Origin of the sequence: Lentzea sp. NPDC102401 (assembly GCF_044765805.1) — a bacterium.
Lineage (GTDB): Bacteria > Actinomycetota > Actinomycetes > Mycobacteriales > Pseudonocardiaceae > Lentzea > Lentzea sokolovensis.
The window spans coordinates 142,534-160,559 of sequence record NZ_JBIWKS010000002.1 but is presented as its reverse complement, the minus strand read 5'-3'; the positions used below and the strand labels follow the sequence as shown (position 1 = coordinate 160,559).

The following is an 18,026-nucleotide window of genomic DNA, read 5'->3' as shown; positions in this document are numbered from 1 at the left end:
GTTTGAGGGGGCGCTGCGAAGGGCGTCTGTGCTCAGCCTCGCGCGCGGGAAGGGGAGCTGCTGGAACGGCAACCGCCGAGAATCGCCTCATGGAAAATCATCCGATCGAAGGAGTTGTGGCCGCAGGAGTGCACGAAAGAGTGAATGAGCGCTGATAAATCATCTCTTCGGGTATCAATATCCCTCTTCTGTGTCCCGCGTGAACGCAGTTGGTGAGGTTTCGACGTTGTTCCTGCCCTGAACTCACCCAGGGCCGCCTCAAAGCTTTAGCACGCCGTGTCAATAATTCACGCCACCAACCACGAGCCACCGAAGAGGGGGCATTGAGCGTGAGAGTCGACGAACACGGCATCCGGCATTCCGCCGGCGAACCGGTCGCGATCGTGCAGAAGCCGATCCGCACGTGCGGCGATGTGCACGTCGTCCTGCCCGCCTACAACGAGGCGGTGGCGCTTCCGTCGCTGCTGGCGCGCATCGCCGGCACCGATCTCGCCGACCGGATCACCGTGTGGGTGGTCGACGACGGCTCGTCCGACGGCACCGCCGCCAGCGTGACCGGCGTGCGCGGGCTCGACGTCCGCCTGGTGACCCACCCGGTCAACCTCGGGCTCGGCCAGGCCGTCCAGTCGGGACTGCGGGCCGTGCTCGCCGAGGCCTCGCCGGAGCACGTCCTGATCGTCATGGACGCCGACGACACCCACGACCCCGGTGTTTTCCCCGCGATGCTGGCCGAGATCAAGGCCGGCGCGGACGTCGTCATCTGCTCCCGCTTCGTCTCGGGCGGCGACGACTCGACGGCACCGCAGTGGCGCAGGCTGCTCTCGCGCGGCGCCCGCGTCGTGTTCGGAAAGATCCTGCACTTCGACGGCGTCCGCGACTTCACCAGCGGCTTCCGCGCCTATCGGGTGAGCCTGCTGCGCCGCGCCACCGAGCACTGGGGCGAGCGCCTGGTCGAGGAACGCGGGTTCGCCTGCATGGTCGAGCTCCTGCTCAAGCTGCGGCACTGCGGGCCGATCGTCAGCGAGATCCCGCTGCACCTGCGCTACGACCGCAAGCCCGGCGCCAGCAAGCTCCGGCTCGGCCGCACGCTCAAGCAGTACCTGCTCCTGCTCACGCGTGACCGCCTCGCGCCCGTTCCGTTCCGGAAGCTCTGATGACCGCGCGGGTCGTCGTGATCGGCGGGGGCATCTGCGGCCTCGCCACCGCGCACCGCCTCGCCCGCGAGGGCATGGCGGTGACGCTTCTCGAAGCCAGTGACCAGCTCGGTGGCCTCGGCACGTTCTTCACGTCGCAGGGCCGGTCGGTGGAACGCTTCTACCACTGCGTGATGCCGACCGACGCGGCGTTGCTGGCGCTGCTGGACGAGGTCGGCCTGCGCGAGAGCGTCGGCTGGAACCCGACCACGATGGGCATGATCGTCGAGGGCGAGCACCGCTCGTTCAACTCGGCGCTGGACCTGCTGCGGTTCCGGCCGCTCAGCCTGGTGAACCGGATCCGCTTCGGCGTGGTCTCGCTGCTGCTGCGCAGGCTGGGCAAGGGCAAGGACCTCGACAACCTGCGCACCGAGGACTGGTTGCGCGGCCTGTACGGCGACACCATCTGGGAGATGCTGCTCGCGCCGATGTTCGGGGCGAAGTTCGGCTCCGCGTTCGGTGACGTGCCCGCCCTGTACGTGTGGCAGCGCCTGGGCCGCGAGAGCAACGAGGCGGTCCGCGGCTACCCGGCCGGTGGCTACAAGAGCGTGATCGACGCGCTGAGGGCCTCCATCGAGGCTCATGGCGGCGAGGTCCGCGTCTCCGCTCCCGTTGGCAGGCTTGAGGCTTCGGCGAGCCGGGTGGTCGTGACGCTGGCCGACGGCGAGACGATCGAGGCGGACCACGCGGTCTCCACGGTTCCGCTGCCGGCGTTGCGGGCCATCGCGGACGCCGAGCTGGCACCGCGGCTGCCCGAGGTCCAGCTGCCGTACCAGGGTGTCGTCAACACGTTGTTCTTCCTGCGCAAGCCGTTGTCCGGGCACTACTGGGCGCCGGTGCTGCGCTGCGGCACTGACTTCGACGGCGTGATCGAGATGACCCCGCTGACCGGTTCGCAGCGCTACGGCGACCGGCATCTCGTGTACGTCATGCACTACACCGATCGCGAGTCCGCGCTGTACCGCGAGGACTCCGAGAGCATCGCCCGCCGCTGGACCGAGCAGCTGCTGAGCATCCACAAAGGACTCAAGCCGGACGACGTCGACGAGGTGCGCGTGTTCAAGGCGCCGTTCGTCGAACCGGTGTACCCACTGGGGTATCTCACGAAGCGGCCGGCTGTCGAGGTCCCCGGCACGCGGCTGCTGCTCGCCACCACGGCCCACGTCTACCCCGACGTCACGAGCTGGAACTCCAGCGTCGAGCTCTCCAACTCCGTGACGGACACGCTCCTGCGCGCCGCCAGGAGCTCCGCGACCCAGGAGAACGCCGCATGGTCAGCAGAATCGGCGCGGTGATCGCAGCACTCACGATCACCGCGGTCAACCTCGTCTCCTCGCAGCACGTCCAGGCCGATCCCGCGCCGCTGCTGCCCGATCTCCGCCAGGCGCCCATCGGCTGTCCCGGTGGCCACGACGGCTCCCCGTTGCTGTGCCGTGCCTGGGACGTGTGCCTGGTGGAGGACGCCTCGGCGGCACGGGGCAAGTGCATGTACCGCGGCGGCACCGCCCAGGCCGTCCGCCTGCGGTTCACCACCTCGATCGACAACGTCGGCGACGGCCCGTTGCTGCTGCACGCGCACCGCGACAGCACGTCCACGCCGACGATGAACGTGCGTCAGGCAATCCAGTCCGGTGTGGACGGTTCGATCGCGGGCTCCTACAACGAGGCGCGGCGCGAGACGAACTCCAGCGCGTACTACGAGCCCGCTCCCACGCACACGCACTGGCACCTGCTCAACTTCGAGTACTTCCAGCTGCGCACCCCCGACGGCGGCGTGGTCGTGACCGACCGCAAGAACGGGTTCTGCATCGGCGACCGCTACACCGTCTCCGACGACCTGGAGCACCGGCCCACGGATCCGGACAGCCCGGAGGGCAAGCTCGCGGAACGCCTGGACGGGCACATGTGCGAGCACCACAACCCGTCCGCTGTGGACGTCATGTTCGGCATCTCCGTCGGCTCCGGCGACGACTACAAGCACGACGTCGACTTCCAGTGGCTGGACCTCACGCACGTGAAGTCCGGCATCTACGACGTGGTCAACGTCGTGAACTCCGACCGCGCATTGCTGGAGAAGAACTACGACAACAACGCGGCGTCGATCGCGATCTCCGTGCAGTGGCCGGACGGTGCGGCGAACCCGCCCGACAGGATCGGCGAGGCGCCTTCGGTGCGCATGATCCGCAGTTGTCCGGGCAAAGAGCGGTGCGCGAAGACGTACGGCTGAGAAGTGTCGAAACAAGCCCCGAACGGGGGTGTTCCGCGATGCGGGCACCCCCGTTTTTCTTTTGTACCGAGACAAACGGGCCGCAAACGAACGCAATACCACAATGCCCGCGATTAGCACAATCCTTCACTCTGCGACACCATTGACGATCACGCATAGCACACTCATACCCGCAGACACAATTGCGCACGAAGACAGCAGAGAGCGATCAAGTCAATAGACCGAGTGGTGCAATCTTGATCACAGCGCAGAGTGTCGCACGCAACCCCCTTGGCTCTTGACCTGGGCATGTGGCTGGTTGAGAGAATTCACGTTGCGATTCCACCCCGTCAGGATTGCAACCGACCGGATTACCGGCCCGATCAGGAGTGCCCCATCTTGAGCGCGCCAGCCGTCTCCCTGCACGATTTCGCCATCGGACAACTACGCGACCTCCTTCGCGCCGTCGGTTTAGCGGACTCGGCGCAAAGCGCGACAAAACTGCTGGGTGAAGCATTGGGCCCTGGTTGCAGACTGCCCCTGTCCGCGGTTCCCCATTGGACCTCCAATGTCGCCGACGACCACACCCCCGTTGAATTCTCGGTGGCTTTGGCCCAAAACGAACGACCGGTCGTCCGCATGATCGTCGAATCGCTCGCCGAACAACCCGGTCCGCGCGCCAATCTCGAGGCGGCGCTCGGCGTGCTCGACCGGCTGGCGCGGCGGCGCGGCCTGAACCTCGGGCAGCTCGACCGGGTGCGCGATCTGTTCCTGCCGGACGACCCGCAGGGCGCGTTCGCGTTCTGGTACTCGCTGATCGTCGGGCCGGAGACGCCGCCCGCGATCAAGGTCTACCTCAACCCCGACGTGCGCGGCCGTGAGAGCGCGACCGCCCTTGTCGGCGAAGGACTGTCCCGGCTCGGCCTGAGCTCGGCGCTCCCGGCCATCTCGGAGCACGGGCTGCGGCGCGACGGGCTGGACCGGTTCTCGTTCTTCGCCCTCGACCTCACGGACGAGAACCAGGCACGTGTGAAGACCTACGTGTCGCACGACGACGCGGTGATCGCGGACGTGGTGGCGGCAGCGGCGGCGGTCCCCGACGTCGACCCGGTACTCCTGGCGGACGTCTGCGAACTCGCCTGCGGAGGCGCGGGACCGTTCTCCCGGCGTCCGCTGATGTCGAGCTACACCTTCCTGTCCGGTGACACCGAGCGGCCCAGCGGCTACTCCCTCTACATCCCGGTGCGCGACTACGTGCAGGACGACCTCGAAGCCTGCGAGCGCGTCCTGGCGATCATGGCCAGGTGCGGGTTCGACCCGGCGCCGTTCGTCATGGCGCTCGCGAGCCTCGTCCAGCGCCCCCTCGGTGACGGTGTGGGCCTGATCGCCCACGTGTCGCTGCGGCTGGGCAGGCCGAAACCGGGAGTCTCGGTCTACCTGTCGTCCGAGGCGTACGACGTCACCCCATCCCGCGCCAAAGCACTGACTGTCTAGTGGCGCGGCCCGGCCCGTCGGCGCCGCGAGGTGCCCTGCTGAGCGTGAATTCACCCGGCGACGTTCCGAACCGCACCACTTCCGCCGCACCGAAGAAAGGCCCGTCGTGGAGCCGTACCGCATCAAGGTCGTCGAGCCCATTCCCATCACCACCCGCGAGTTCCGGGAACGCCGCTACGCCGACGCCGGGTACAACCAGTTCAACCTCACGGCGGAAGACGTCACGATCGACCTGCTGAGCGATTCCGGCACCGGCGCGTTGTCCGCCGAGCAGCAGGCCGCGGGAATGCGCGGCGACGAGACCTACGCGGGGTCCCGTTCCTGGTTCCGGTTCCGCGAGGTGACCGAGGAACTCACGGGCTACGAGCACATCCTCCCCGTGCACCAGGGCCGGGCGGCGGAACGGATCCTGTTCGGCTCGCTGCTGAAACCCGGGCAGATCTCGGTCAGCAACACGCACTTCGACACCACCCGCGCGAACGTCGAACTGGCGGGCGGCGTGGTGCGGGACCTGCCGTCGCCGGCCTTCGCGGACCTCGACAGCGACGAGCCGTTCAAGGGCAACATCGACCTCGTCGCACTCGAGGAGTTGCTGGAGGGTCCCGAGGACGTCGGCCTGGTGCTCATGACGATCACCAACAACGGCGGCGGCGGGCAGCCGGTGTCGATGGCGAACCTCAAGGCCGTGAAGAAGTTGTGTCGCAGGCACGGTGTGCCGTTCATCCTCGACGCGGCCCGGTTCGCCGAGAACGCGTGGCTCGTGACGCAGCGGGAGGAGAAGTACCGCGACCACACTCCTCGTGAGGTCGCGAAGAAGGCGTTCCGGCTCGCCGACGGGTGCGTGCTGAGCCTGAAGAAGGACGGCATCGTCCACATCGGAGGGATGCTCGCGCTGCAGGACCCCGACCTGGCCAAGCAGTGCGAACTCCTGCTGATCGCCACCGAGGGGTTCAGCACGTACGGCGGGCTTTCCGGGCGAGACCTGGACATGTGCGCGCAGGGTCTGCTCGAGGTCACCGACCCGATGTACCTGCGCGAGCGGGCCGAGGCCACCGCGTACCTCGCCGACTGCGCGCGAGAGGCCGGTGTGGACAGTGTGCGGCCGGCGGGCGTGCACGCGGTCTACCTCAACGCGGGCAGGCTGCTGCCGCACATCCCGCCGAGCAGGTTCACCGGGCACGCGCTCGCGTCGGAGCTGTACCTCGCGGGCGGAATCCGGTGTGCCGAGGTGGGTTCGCTCTACCTCGGGGACATCGACTCCGCCGGAAACCTGATCACGCCCGCGCCGTTCGAACTGGTGCGGCTCGCGATCCCGCGCCGCGTCTACACGCGCAGTCACCTGGAGTACGTGGCGGAGACGCTGGCGGGGATCGCCAAGGATCCCGAACAGGTGCCCGGCTACCGGCTCACCGAGGTGCCGCCGATCCTCAGGCCGTTCCGCTGCCGGCTGGAGCAGATCAAGCCCTAGGAACAGCTGAAGCCCTTGGCGCACAACGCCAAGGGCTTCAACAAAGGTCAGGCCATCACGTCGAGCTTGTTCATCGCGTGTTCGATCACGCGGACCAGCACCGCCTTGCACGACTCGCGGTCGCGGGCGTCGCACAGCACCAACGGCACCGTGTCCGCGACGTCCAGCGCCGCGCGCATCTCCTCCGCCGTGTAGGAGTGGCTGCCCTGGAAGCAGTTCACCGCCACGACGAACGGGATGCCCCGCCGCTCGAAGAAGTCGATCGCGCCGAAGCCCGCGTCGAGCCTGCGGGTGTCGACCAGGACGACCGCGCCGATCGAGCCGATGGCGAGCTCGTCCCACAGGAACCAGAAGCGGTCCTGGCCCGGCGTGCCGAACAGGTAGAGCACCAGTTCGGGGTTGATCGTGATGCGGCCGAAGTCCAGGGCGACCGTGGTCGTGGTCTTGCCCTCGACGCCGTAGAGGTCGTCGATCTCCTCGCCGGCCTCGGTGAGCAGTTCCTCGGTCCGCAGCGGGGTGATCTCGCTGACCGCGCCGACCATCGTGGTCTTGCCGACGCCGAAACCGCCGGCGACGACGATCTTGACGGAGGAGGGGATGGTGAGTTCCTCACGCCCCTGCCCGGAATCAGGCCGATCAGATTGCACGGACACCATCGAGCACCTTCTGGAGTAGGTTCATGTCGACCGGGACCACCGTGGTGGCCGGGCCGCTGGTGATGACGTCTCCGCGCTGGATGAGGTCGCTCAGCAGCACCTTCACCACGACGAGCGGTGCGTGCAGGTAGGCAGCGACCTCCGCGACGGAAAGCGGTTTCCGGCAGAGCTTGATGATCTCCAGGTGCTCTACCGACAGCGTGCCCTGGTCGGTCGTCGTGCGCAGTGCCCGGACCTGGGTCGTGAGGGTCAGATCCTCACCCGCGGGCTTGGGCCTGGTGCGGCCGCTCACCATCGCGTACGGGCGGACCATGGGGCCCGCCGCCTCGTCGTACCACCAGTCGGAGGAGTTGCTCATGACAACCCGAGGGGGTTGGGCATCCTCGGCGACGCCAGTGTTCGCGGTGCCGACGAGAGGTAGGCGCCTACGCGCTTCACGAGCATGTTCATCTCGTAGGCGATCATGCCCATGTCGGCGTCCTCGTCGCCCACCACCGCGAGACAGGCTCCCTGTCCCGCCGCGGTGACGAACAGGTGCGCGCGCTCCATCTCCACGATGGTCTGGCGGACCTGGCCGCCTCCGAAGTGGCGTCCGGTTCCACGAGCGAGGCTCTGGAACGCCGACGCCATCGCCGAGAGGTGGTCGGAGTCGTCCTTGGACAGCTCGGGAGAGTGGGCGAGCAGCAGGCCGTCCGCGGAGAGCACCACCGCGTGCCGGGCACCGACCACTCTCGCGACGAGGTCCTCCAGCAGCCAGTTGAGCTCGGGGTGCCCGCCGGTCAGGTCGTCCACGGAAATAGCCCTTTCAGTTTCGTGATCACGGTTCCACGACGTCGTCGGCCTGGCGGGCGCTGCGCGTGCCCTGCTGGAAGGCGGACATTCCGTCGCGGGTGCGTTCCGCCCGTTCCTCGGGGTTGAACTCCGCGAGTTCGGGCATCGGCCGGGGTTCGTCGTTGGCCAGCTGAGGTACGAGGTGCTGCTGCCGCCTCCGGCGCGGCAGCTCCGGCCTGGCGTTCTGACGCGTCGTCTCCTCACCTTCCCCCGGGTCGTCTGTCGGCCAGACGCCTGCCAGGCGGTCTTCCCGGGGCAGCTCGATGTGCCCGCTGCTGCTGTCCAGGTCCCTTTCCAGGCCTGGGCTCCGGTCGTTTCCCACTGCCCTCCCGGCCCAGAACTCGTCCAGGTGGAAGGTCTCGGTGGGGCGTTCGGCGGGCCGGGGGTCCCGCGTCAGGTCGCCCTGCATCGGGACCGAGGCCTCCAGGGCCTCCGGCGACCGCGAGGCCTGCTGGAGCGTCTGCTGGCGGAACGTCGGCTTGGGCATCTGGACCGAGTCCGCGGGGTCCACCGCGCCCGCCTCGCCGACGATCAGCTCCGCCGGGATGAGGACCAGCGCGATGGTGCCGCCGGACGGGCAGTCGCGCAGCTCGACGTGGATGTGGCGGCGGGCGGCCAGCCGGGCGACGACGAACAGGCCCAGGCGGGACTCGCCGCGCAGCCTCATCGCCTCGAAGTCGGGCGGCGCTTCCAGCATCTTGTTGTGCAGCTCGCGGTCCTCGGGCTTGATGCCGAGGCCGTGGTCCTCGATCTCGATGACGAGACCCTGCGGCACCTCGCTGCTGTGGATCTCGACCTGTGAACGCGGCGAGGAGAACGAGGTCGCGTTGTCGACGAGCTCGGCGATCAGGTGGATGGTGTCCGCGACGGCGGCGCCGACCAGCGCGACCTCGGGCACCGGGTTGACCTTCACGCGGGCGTACTGCTCGGTCTCGGCGACGGCGGCGCGCACGACGTCGAGCATGCGCACGGGCTTGCGCCACTGCCGGCCCGGCTGCTCGCCGGTCAGGATGATCAGGTTCTCGGCGTTGCGGCGCGCGCGGGTGGCGAGGTGGTCGAGCTGGAAGAACGCGTCGAGGTGGTCGGGGTTCTCCTCCTCGCGCTCCAGCTTGTCGAGGATCTTGAGCTGGCGGTGCACCAGGCCCTGGTTGCGGCGCGCGATGTCGAGGAAGACCCGGTTCACGCCTTCACGGGTCTGCGACTCCTTCACGGCCGCGGCGACGGCGGTGTACTGCGCGGCGTTGAACGCGTCGGCCACCTGCCCGATCTCGTCGTTGCCGTAGTCGAGAGCGGGGACCTCCGCGGCGACGTCGACGTGCTTGCCCTCGCGCAGCCGCTCGACGATGTTCGGCAGTCGTTCGTGCGCGAGCTTGAGCGAGTCGCTCTTCAGTGCGATGAGGCGGACGATCAACGCCTTGTTGACGAGGCGGTTCGAGACGCGGACCGCGACGAAGATGCCGGCGATGACCGCGATGAGGGCGATGAGGCTGCCGATCAGGACGGTGGTGAACTTGTCCTTGCCGTTGGCCATGGCGATGTTGACCGCGCCGGTGGACTGCTCCTGCACCATCGTCGTCAGCTCGGTGGACACCGCGCGGGTGGCGTTCTCGTAGTCCGCGAGCGTGACCTGCTGCCCGACGGGCCGCTCCGAGTTCTGCAGGAGGCGGTTCTCCAGGGTCACCAGCTGCTGGTACGGCGCGCTGCCGGTGAGCTGCTTGAAGTGTTCGCGCACGTTCGGCAGCGAGGTGGGCTCGATGACGTTGAGCGTGAAGTGGTAAGCGCCGACGAGGTTCGCGAACTCGCGGTGCTCCTCCGGCGTGAACTTGCCCGCCGCCAGCGCGCCCGCGGCGACCGAGCTGGACCGCGACATCGCGTCGGAGGCCTGGAAGTACTGCAGCGCACCGAGTGCGCCCTGCACGGTCTCGGCGTCGGGCACGATGCGGGCCTGCGTGCCGAACAGCGAGCCACCGGCGTCGAGCACGCTGTTGTAGTAGCGGTAGATCTCGTCCTTGGACGCGTTGCCCGACTCCAGGCGCTCGCGCTGGTCCGGCAGCTGGTCGAGCAGTCCGTTGAGCTTGTTGATGCCGTCGACGATCTCCTGCGGCGCCTGGGAAGCGAGTTCGGCGAACGCCGACTTCATCTTCTCGACGTCCTTGTCGGTGTCCTGCTGCTGCTTGAGCAACGCCGACGTGCTGGCGCCCGAGCGACTCAGGCTCGTCATGCTCAGCTCGCGTTCCTTCTGCAGCGACGCGAACGACTGGACCGCGGGGATCGAGGCGTCCCGCGCGCCGGAGGCGACCAGCTGGAGGTAGAGACCCTCGAACACCGTGTAGGACGAGAACAGCGCCCACATGGCCAGAAGGACGACGCTGGGAACCACCACGACACCAGTGAGCCGCGAACGAATTGTCTTGTAATTCGTCTCAGGCACGTTCTTCAGCTTCACAACGCTCCACGACCACCCGAATTGGCGACGGAAAGATAACACCACATGATCAACATGACCAACAGCGATGATCTTGAGGGGGTGAGTGCAGAGTACTCAGTCAGATGCGCAACGCAACACCCCCGTTCTCCGGTTCGATCCCCAGCTGTTGCGGTATGCGCACGCTCTCGCGGGGAGGTCGCGCGGTCGTGACCGAGCGGGCGAAAGGACGCGAGCTGGGCTTTCGCTAACTGAACAGTGGAAACGCGACGGCTATTGCCCCGAACTTGACAACGACGTGCGGCATCTTCTAAGCGGAACGGAGCGCAACCAGGCGTCGCTTTCCGTCACCAGCCGTTATTCGCGAATTCGCATGCGGATCACCGCACCTCACCGTGATCAACACAGCTCATTCCTTGGTCGTGATCAACGAGAACGGCCGCTCCCGTGTCGTCAAGAACGCGGTAATTCCCCTGGTCATCGCCACGACGGCGAGAGAACCGGCCGCGACCACCGCGAGGAGCGTCCAAGGAACGTGCACGACGGTCACGCCGATCGCGGCGCGCACGGAACCGCCGATGCCCGCCAATCCCGCGGCGGCGGCCGCGCATCCGAGCAGCAGTCCGATGATCGCCGCCGCAGTGGCCTCGGCCACAGTCGTCCGGACGACCTGGGGCCGGCCGGGCCTGGTCACCCGGAAGACGGCGAACTCGCGGCGGCGTTCGGTGCCCGCGATGACGACCGAGTTCACGACGGCCATCAGCGCGCAGAGCCCGGCCAATCCCATCAGCGCACTAAGGATCTGGACGTTTCCTGCCTGATTTCTGCCCGCACGCGCCCTCGCCCAATCCCGCGCGGTGTGCACCTGTCCGATACCGGCCCGCTCGGTCCGTTCGGCGACAACACCGGGGTTTGTTCCGCAGCGACCTGGATGACCGTCTCCGTCGGCGCGTTCGTCCACACCTGCCTGGGCGGAATCGCACGCGGGACCAAAAAGTTCTCGCCCGGTTCGAGGGTCTCCGGAAGTCCTCCGACGACGGTGAGGTTCAGCGGTTTTCCTTCTGCGCCACGCTGAGCACCTCGCCGGGGCCGGATCCACTCCGAGCGCTGGGCGGGGCCGACGAAAACGGTGTCACCGATGAGTGCGTTCAAGTCACCGTTCGCCGGAATAAGGGTGTACGTGTGCATGTAGTCGACCGCGATGATCCCGGAGTGGACGCTGCGCCGGTCCCCCCGCTGTGATCGTGACGTCCACAGCGTTCTGCCGGGACACGACGGCCACGCCTTCGATTCCGGGCAGCCGTTCCGCCTGGTCACCGGTGGAGGTGACGACGAGGTGAGCGGTCAGCGGGCGCAGGTGGCGGCGGGCGAGACCGTCATCGATCCCGAGGTGGTCCGCAAGCTCCTGAAGCGCAGCCCGCTGGCAAGGCCTGTTGAACCGCGAACGCGAGGTGCTGGGCCTGATCGCCGAGGGTTGCTCCGACTCGGGCATCGCCGAGAGGCGCGTCGTCTCCGAGGCCGCGGAGCACTTCGGCAACATCTTCGCCAAGCTCGGACCGTGCCCGGCGAGGTCCGCAACCGGCGGGTGCTCGCCACGCTCACCTACTTGGGTGACCGTCAGAGCTAGGAGACCGAGAGCATGATCGTCTCGTTGCACACGGCCTGACCGTCCATGCGGCGTTCCAGCAGCGAGACCCCTGCGGCGATCTGCCGGAACGTCTGACTGAGCACGCCGGTGCGCAACGTCGGAGTCTCCGCGGCCAGGCACAACGACGCCAGCCGAATCGCCGTGGCGGTGTCGGGTGTGAGGTCGCGCTTGCGTTCGAAGATCGGGACAGCGACATCTTCGAGTGCGAACACCGCCTGGCTCGCCCAGGCGGACGGCCCCTCGTAGACGTCCTCGTCCTCGTCTTCCTCCGACGCCGACACCCCCGCCACATCGATGAGCACCCTCCGGGCGTGGTGCGTCGAATCGGCCAGTGCGCCTGGTGACACGACGATCGGCTTCTGCTGGAAGTCCAGGGTGTGGTGCAGGAACGCGGTCGAGAACTCCGTGGCCCACGTCTCCGGTGATGGCTGCTTGAACAACAGCGTGTCGAAGACCTTGCACAGCGCCCGCCCCATGACGCGGTCCGGTGACTTGCGGGCGCTCGACTTGCCGGTGAGGACGAAGATGCGGGCGAAGTCCGGATCGAGCTCGTCGACGAGGTCGTCCGCGAGCCGGTCCGCTCGCGCGATCGCCGCTGCCCGGTCGGCCTTGTTCGCGTAGGCGATCGCCTTCACGACCTCGATCGTCACGGCGGCCGCGGACTCCAGGCCGAGCGCCGCCGCGAGGTCGCGCGCCCCTTCCAAGGCCTGTGCCAGCCGCAGTGGTCTGTCCTTCGCCAGTGATCGCGCGTGGGCTGCCGCGGCCGCGATCTCCAGTTCTCGCGTACGACCTCGCGCCATCGCGTTCGCACGAGCCTGGGCAAGCTCGCCTTCGAGGTTCTCGGCGAGCACGCGGACCTCCAGGAGCGACTGCAGGAGCAGCAGCCGTGCGAGGCTCGGCGCGACCCGAGTAGCGTCTCCGATGACGTGGCTCGCCAACATTTCGCTGTTCACGCTGTGCGGATGTGCGACACCCTTGGGCACCCAGAGCTTCGGCTGCTTCGCCTTCGCCGTCGGGCGGAGCCACACCGTGAAGTCCGGCGCCCGGTCGAAGACGTCCTTGACGTCGTCGTGTTCCGGCAACTGGTAGACGATGTGGTTGCCGGTGATGCTGTTGATCCATCGGGTGAACGCCAACGCATCGCCACCCCACACGCCGCGCACCGGATCGGTGCCGCCAGGGACGGCGTTGACCGCCTGCTCGGCGCGGACGTCCTGCTGGTAGAGCCAGAAGATCCCGCTGGTGATCGGTTTCGAGCACACCCAGCGACGGCCTCGCGTGCGGACCAGGCCGTGCACGTGCCGGGCGGCCAGCACGCCCGCCATCAGCCGGCGGCGTTCGGCGGGCGTGTCCGGCTCGTACACCTCGGCGAGCAGCGCGTCCATTCGTTCCACGAGCTCCGGCGCGAGTTCACTGCCCTGTCCCGCGCAGTCGTAGGCGAGCTGGAAGGCGGCCACGCTGGAGGAGTCCAGGCACGCCTGCACGATCTCGTCGGCGTCCGACCAGGCGGCGTAGAGCAGGGTGGTCTCCCGCCACCACACGTCGTCGACGCCGTCCACAAGGATCTTGCTCCACTGCTTGTCCCGGATGTGCGCTGCCGCCAGGTACTCCTGGAAAGTGTGATGGGCGAACGAGTAGACACCGCTCTCCCGTTCGACGAGCAGGCCGTTGGTCGTGACGTCCGACAGAAAACCATCGACGGTGAAGTCGCGGGACAGTCGGCGCATCGAGGGCTTGATGGCCTCGACCACGTCCGCCCGGGGCACGCCGGTGACGCGTTTCTCCATCATCCCGAAGGCAAGGCTCCGCAACAGGCTTTCCTTCTTGTCGCCGCGCAGTTCCAGCTCCATCTTCTTCGCCACCTGCCTGCGCCAGAGCATGACCTCGCAGATCTCCTTGTAGAGATCTGCACGGCTGCCTGGCAGCGCGCCGCGATGGCGGTGCACGTTCGCGATCATGGTGAGCAGCAACGGATTGACGGTCAGCTCGTAGAGCGCGGGGTTGCGGTACAACCGGTCGAGCAGGTCGTTGGCGGCGATCTCAGCGGCCCGGCGCACGTCCACGCTCTCCGAACGGGACGCGCGCCGTTCGACCGCGAAGTACCAGCGCCGTACGAAGTCCGTGACCTGCTCGTCCGAGAAGCTCCGCACCTGCAGCACCAGCGCGTTGTCCACTTTGGACGAGAGGTAACCCTGCGGCCGGGAGGTGAGCACGTAGTCGTTCTTCGGGTAACGCGCGACCTGTGCCGACACCCAGTCGGACACCACCGTGCGGTCCTTCTGGTCGGCCACCTCGTCCAGGCCGTCCAGCAGCACCACGCACTTGCCTGCGCGCAACCTGCGTTCGAACCACCGGGCGGGATCCTCCAGCCGGTAGACCTCGAGATGCCGCCGGACCAACGTGGCGACGTCGATGTCCGGATTCCCCACGATGATGTCGGTGTGGTCGCGCAGGTACAGCAGGATCGGCACGGTGCGCCGGTTGCGGAACCTGTGCCGGCTGATCTCCCGCGCCGTGCGGCGCAGGAGCGTCGACTTGCCACTGCCGGGCGCACCGATCACGGCGAGGACGCTAGGCTGCTCCTGGTCGATGAATTCGTCGAGGTTGCGCCTGTCCACCCCGATCACCTGCTGGTCTGCCAGCAGACTCGGCGACACGAGGTGCGGTGCCTGGGTGACGAGTCCGACGTCAACGAAAACCTCGTCCAGATCCGGCCGGTAGAAGCCCGACGTGGCAGGTCCCTGTTCCTCTATGGCGCGCAACGTGTCGATCAGGAACTCGCGATAGCGCTTGCCGAACCGCGAGGTGCCGCGAAGCACAGCCTGGTCGAGCCATTCGGTGACGCGGTTACGCCACCGCTTCCCCAGGTCGTCGAGAACACCACCGGTGAGCATGAGCGCCCAGATACCCAGTTCAGCGCCCAGGAAGAGAAAACCCGCCGCGACGGGATGACCAGCGGCAAGCCCGGCGAGCGCGGGCAGCGTTCCGGCGAGGAACAAACTGATCCGTGCAGACCTGCTCGCCATGAACGCCCCTCTCGCCACCGATGTGAACTGCTCACCTATCGCCGTACCCTGAGGCTGCGTAACAGGATTCATTCCTTGTGCCGCAAGAACTAGAATCTGCGATTCCTGGCGAACGGGAATGATGCAGCTCAAGCCGATCAGCCGATCAAATCCATTGTGGACGGATGCGTCCCCCAGGGTAACGAGCACAGTTCGTCGGGCGACGAGCAGAGGTGGCCGCGCCGAAGAAGATCTTCATCAGCTACTCCGACAGAGGCTCCACTGAAGTCGTGGGTCAGCTTCGTCGCGAACTCACGACCGCTGGGCACGAGCCCGTCGGGGCGTGGTCTCTGAAAGCAAACGACCCGTGGCTGGAGTCGCTCGGTGACATGCTCGGCGAGGCAGACGGCGCGATCATCGTCGTGAACCAGGACGCACTGGCGTCGGTCTACATCGCCGAGGTCGAGCTGCTGTCGATGCTGAAACTCGCGGCGGACAAATCAGGCTTCCGCTTCGCCGTTCTGATGACACTGGACGTCACGCTGGCCGATCTGCAGGACAGCCCGCTTGCCCGCTTGGCCGACTTGCAGATTCCCCAGGCGCCGACGATCGAGGCACGTATCGCGGAGGTCATCGCCGCCTTCGGCGTCGCACAGGCCCGACAGGAAGTCGCGGTCGAGCCGGTCCCGTTCACGACGACCAGACGAATCGACGTCGGTTCCCCGATCGACGTCCTCACCGTCGGAGACATCAACGGATGGGCCGCCCTGGTGGCCTGCAGTGACGACGGTTCGGTTCGCGTGTGGCGACGTGGTCTCTCTGGAAACCTCGAACTCGCAAAGTCTTTCGCCGACAAAGAACACGTGTCACAGGTCGCTGTAGCCGAGCCGTTCATCACGATCGCAGGCAGAGCAGGCGTCAGCGTTCTGGCCGAGTCCGTCGACGAGGTTCTGCGCATCGATTCCGATCCGTCCACCGCCGTCGCCACTGGACGGATCGGAGACCGCGTCATCGTGGTCACGGCCGACGTTGGCTCCGTCCTCCGCGTGTGGGACATGCTGGATGGCAACGCCCTCGCAGCGATGAGAGGACATGAATCCTTCATCAACGCACTCGCGTTCGGCAGTGTGAACGGCTTACCTGTCGCGATCAGCGCGAGCAAGGACGGCACGGTTCGAGTGTGGAGGTTGGACACCTACGGGCTCCTCATGACTCTTGACGGCCATGAGGGTTGGGTGACCTCAGTTGCGTTCGGCGTGCTGTTCGGCCAGCCGATCGCCGTGAGCTGCGGAAACGACTTCACGGTCAGAGTCTGGGATCTCACGACTGGAAAGCAGTTGGCCGTTCATACCGGGCACACCGATGTCGTCTGGTGTGTCGCAGTCATGGAAGTCGACGGGCGCAGTGTGATCGTCAGCGGTAGCAGTGACAAGACCATCCGGTTGTGGGACGTCCGCGACGGAGCGCTCGGCGAACCGTTGAGAGGCCATGCAGGAACCGTTCGCGGCCTGGCCGTCATGGATCTGAACGGCGCTCCAGCTTTGGTCAGCGGCAGCGACGACGGGACGATCCGGATCTGGGAGGCCGCCCGCGGTGACCAGGTCGAGTGGCAGTCCGACTCGCCGTCCGGTGCCGACTACCTCAAGCGCCGCCCTCTCGCGACCGTGCTCGCGCAGCGGTTGCAGCGCCAGCAGGAAAAGGAACCTGGTGCATCGTTCCTGATGCACATCGACGGCCCGTGGGGTGCGGGCAAGAGCACGCTGATCGACTTCATCCGCGCCGATCTGGAGGAGCGGAAGTGGGTGACGGTCGAGTTCGACGCGTGGCGCGAAGCGGGTGTCGGGCCGCCGTGGTGGGCGCTGCTGGTGGCGTTGCGGGCCGGAATCTGCCGGCAGCGCGGCTTCTTCGGGCGCAAGTGGCTGCGCATCACCGAGGCGGGGACACGGCTGCGGAAGACTGGTGCGGCGTTCGTGCTGGCGGTGGCGTTGCTGCTGGCCGTGTCCGCCGGGGTGTTCTTCCTGTTCTGGCCGGCGAAGCTGGACGCGAAGTCGATCGGTGAGGTGGCCAAGACCGTGACCGCGGTCCTGGCTGCGGTCGGCACGCTGGGTGGCGGGGCGTTCGTGGCCGCGCGGCTGCTGTTGTGGGACTCGGCGCGGGGTGCGCGGCTGTTCGAGCAGTCGAACGCGAACCCGATGCAGGACGTGGCACGGCATTTCCACTGGTTGATGCAGAAGGCAAAGGCGCCGGTGGTGTTCTTCATCGACGACCTCGACCGGTGCCCGCAGGCGTACGTGGTGGAGCTGCTCGACGCGGTGCAGACCATCGTGCGCAGCAAGCACGTCACCAAGGACGCGGCGGCGTCGTTCGTGGTCGCCGCCGACGGGGCGTGGATGCGGGCGAGCTACGAGATCGAGTACGAGAAGTTCGTGCCGACGATCGCGGAGCCGGGGCGCCCGCTCGGCTATCTGTTCCTGGACAAGCTCTTCCAGCTGCACGTGCCGGTGCCGATGATCGACCCGCCCCGGCAGCGCACGTACCTGGGGCGGCTGCTCGGGCTGCGATCGCAGGAGCAGATCGTGCAGGAGGAGACGTCGGTGCGGGAACGGCTGCGGGCCGGCACGTCCGAGGCGCACGTCCTGGAGACCCTGCGGCAGGCGAGCGACGAGGTGCGGGACCGGCTCGCGGCCGAGGTGGTGGAGAAGCTGTCCGCGCCCGAGGTCGTGGCGGCGACGGAACATCAACTGCAGCGGTTCGGTCCTCTGCTGAGGCCGAACCCGCGCAGCATGAAGCTGTTCCTCAACACGTACTCGGTGCTCAGGACGGTCCGGACGCTTGAAGGAAACCCGGTGCCGATGGAGGCGCTGGCCCTGTGGACGGTGCTGGAGACCCGCTGGCCACGCCTCGCCGACCATCTGCGGTCCCGGCCGGACGACGTAGGACTGTTCGGGAAGCCCAAGGAAGAGCTCGAGGACGTGGCCGAGGACATCCGTCCGCTGTTCAACGACCCCGCGGTCAAGGCGTTGACATCGTTCAAGGAGGGGAACGCGCTCACCGCCGCGACGATCCGGCGCTGTTGCGGTGCATCAGGCGAGTGATCCCG

The 18,026-nt window shown here is 67.3% G+C and carries 12 protein-coding genes; 6 read left to right on the top strand and 6 right to left on the bottom strand.

The genetic code is table 11. The annotated features are described in order from the left end of the window. The first annotated feature begins 329 nt into the window (after positions 1-329). From ACIRG5_RS06755 to ACIRG5_RS06735, 5 genes are all read left to right on the top strand, one after another. The gene (locus tag ACIRG5_RS06755; protein ID WP_402901274.1) at positions 330-1,154 is read left to right on the top strand and encodes a glycosyltransferase; all 825 of its coding nucleotides are present in this window, start codon (positions 330-332) and stop codon (positions 1,152-1,154) included. Beyond that, on the top strand, positions 1,154-2,488 hold the full coding sequence (locus ACIRG5_RS06750) for an NAD(P)/FAD-dependent oxidoreductase (RefSeq protein ID WP_402901273.1): 1,335 nt from the start codon (positions 1,154-1,156) through the stop codon (positions 2,486-2,488). Before ACIRG5_RS06755 ends, ACIRG5_RS06750 begins: the two co-directional genes overlap by 1 nt. Further along, complete coding sequence (locus tag ACIRG5_RS06745; RefSeq protein ID WP_402901271.1) at positions 2,464-3,420, top strand: lysyl oxidase family protein; 957 nt, start codon at positions 2,464-2,466, stop codon at positions 3,418-3,420. Before ACIRG5_RS06750 ends, ACIRG5_RS06745 begins: the two co-directional genes overlap by 25 nt. Positions 3,421-3,708: 288 nt before the next feature. Beyond that, positions 3,709-4,893, top strand: a complete 1,185-nt coding sequence (locus tag ACIRG5_RS06740; RefSeq protein ID WP_402901268.1) for a tryptophan dimethylallyltransferase family protein — start codon at positions 3,709-3,711, stop codon at positions 4,891-4,893. Positions 4,894-4,999: 106 nt separating this feature from the next. Beyond that, entirely contained in the window at positions 5,000-6,361 is a 1,362-nt protein-coding gene (locus tag ACIRG5_RS06735) for a tryptophanase (RefSeq protein ID WP_402901265.1), read from the top strand. A 47-nt stretch (positions 6,362-6,408) separates the two neighbouring features. Here the strand turns inward: ACIRG5_RS06735 and ACIRG5_RS06730 are convergent, their stop codons facing one another. From ACIRG5_RS06730 to ACIRG5_RS06705, 6 genes are all read right to left on the bottom strand, one after another. Further along, positions 6,409-7,017: a GTP-binding protein gene (locus ACIRG5_RS06730; protein ID WP_402901262.1), complete on the bottom strand. Its 609-nt coding sequence runs from the start codon at positions 7,015-7,017 to the stop codon at positions 6,409-6,411. Continuing rightward, entirely contained in the window at positions 6,998-7,375 is a 378-nt protein-coding gene (locus ACIRG5_RS06725; RefSeq protein WP_319973592.1) for a DUF742 domain-containing protein, read from the bottom strand. Before ACIRG5_RS06725 ends, ACIRG5_RS06730 begins: the two co-directional genes overlap by 20 nt. After that, the gene (locus ACIRG5_RS06720; protein WP_030475700.1) at positions 7,372-7,809 is read right to left on the bottom strand and encodes a roadblock/LC7 domain-containing protein; all 438 of its coding nucleotides are present in this window, start codon (positions 7,807-7,809) and stop codon (positions 7,372-7,374) included. Before ACIRG5_RS06720 ends, ACIRG5_RS06725 begins: the two co-directional genes overlap by 4 nt. 25 nt (positions 7,810-7,834) lie before the next feature. After that, the gene (locus ACIRG5_RS06715) at positions 7,835-10,231 is read right to left on the bottom strand and encodes a nitrate- and nitrite sensing domain-containing protein (protein ID WP_402901259.1); all 2,397 of its coding nucleotides are present in this window, start codon (positions 10,229-10,231) and stop codon (positions 7,835-7,837) included. A 451-nt stretch (positions 10,232-10,682) separates the two neighbouring features. Beyond that, positions 10,683-11,060, bottom strand: coding sequence for an FtsX-like permease family protein (locus ACIRG5_RS06710; protein WP_402901256.1), 378 nt, complete (start codon positions 11,058-11,060; stop codon positions 10,683-10,685). 836 nt (positions 11,061-11,896) lie between these two features. Next, entirely contained in the window at positions 11,897-14,947 is a 3,051-nt protein-coding gene (locus ACIRG5_RS06705; RefSeq protein ID WP_402901254.1) for an NACHT domain-containing protein, read from the bottom strand. Positions 14,948-15,159: 212 nt separating this feature from the next. Here ACIRG5_RS06705 and ACIRG5_RS06700 point away from each other — a divergent pair, with 212 nt between their 5' ends. Beyond that, entirely contained in the window at positions 15,160-18,021 is a 2,862-nt protein-coding gene (locus ACIRG5_RS06700; protein ID WP_402901251.1) for a P-loop NTPase fold protein, read from the top strand. The last annotated feature ends 5 nt before the right edge of the window (positions 18,022-18,026 follow it).

Coding starts and splice junctions, on each gene's coding strand:
- ACIRG5_RS06705 (WP_402901254.1), bottom strand. CDS start 14,947: ATGGCGAGCAGGTCTGCACGGATCAGTTTGTTCCTCGCCGGAACGCTG.
- ACIRG5_RS06730 (WP_402901262.1), bottom strand. CDS start 7,017: ATGGTGTCCGTGCAATCTGATCGGCCTGATTCCGGGCAGGGGCGTGAG.
- ACIRG5_RS06750 (WP_402901273.1), top strand. CDS start 1,154: ATGACCGCGCGGGTCGTCGTGATCGGCGGGGGCATCTGCGGCCTCGCC.
- ACIRG5_RS06740 (WP_402901268.1), top strand. CDS start 3,709: ATGTGGCTGGTTGAGAGAATTCACGTTGCGATTCCACCCCGTCAGGAT.
- ACIRG5_RS06725 (WP_319973592.1), bottom strand. CDS start 7,375: ATGAGCAACTCCTCCGACTGGTGGTACGACGAGGCGGCGGGCCCCATG.
- ACIRG5_RS06745 (WP_402901271.1), top strand. CDS start 2,464: ATGGTCAGCAGAATCGGCGCGGTGATCGCAGCACTCACGATCACCGCG.
- ACIRG5_RS06710 (WP_402901256.1), bottom strand. CDS start 11,060: ATGGGATTGGCCGGGCTCTGCGCGCTGATGGCCGTCGTGAACTCGGTC.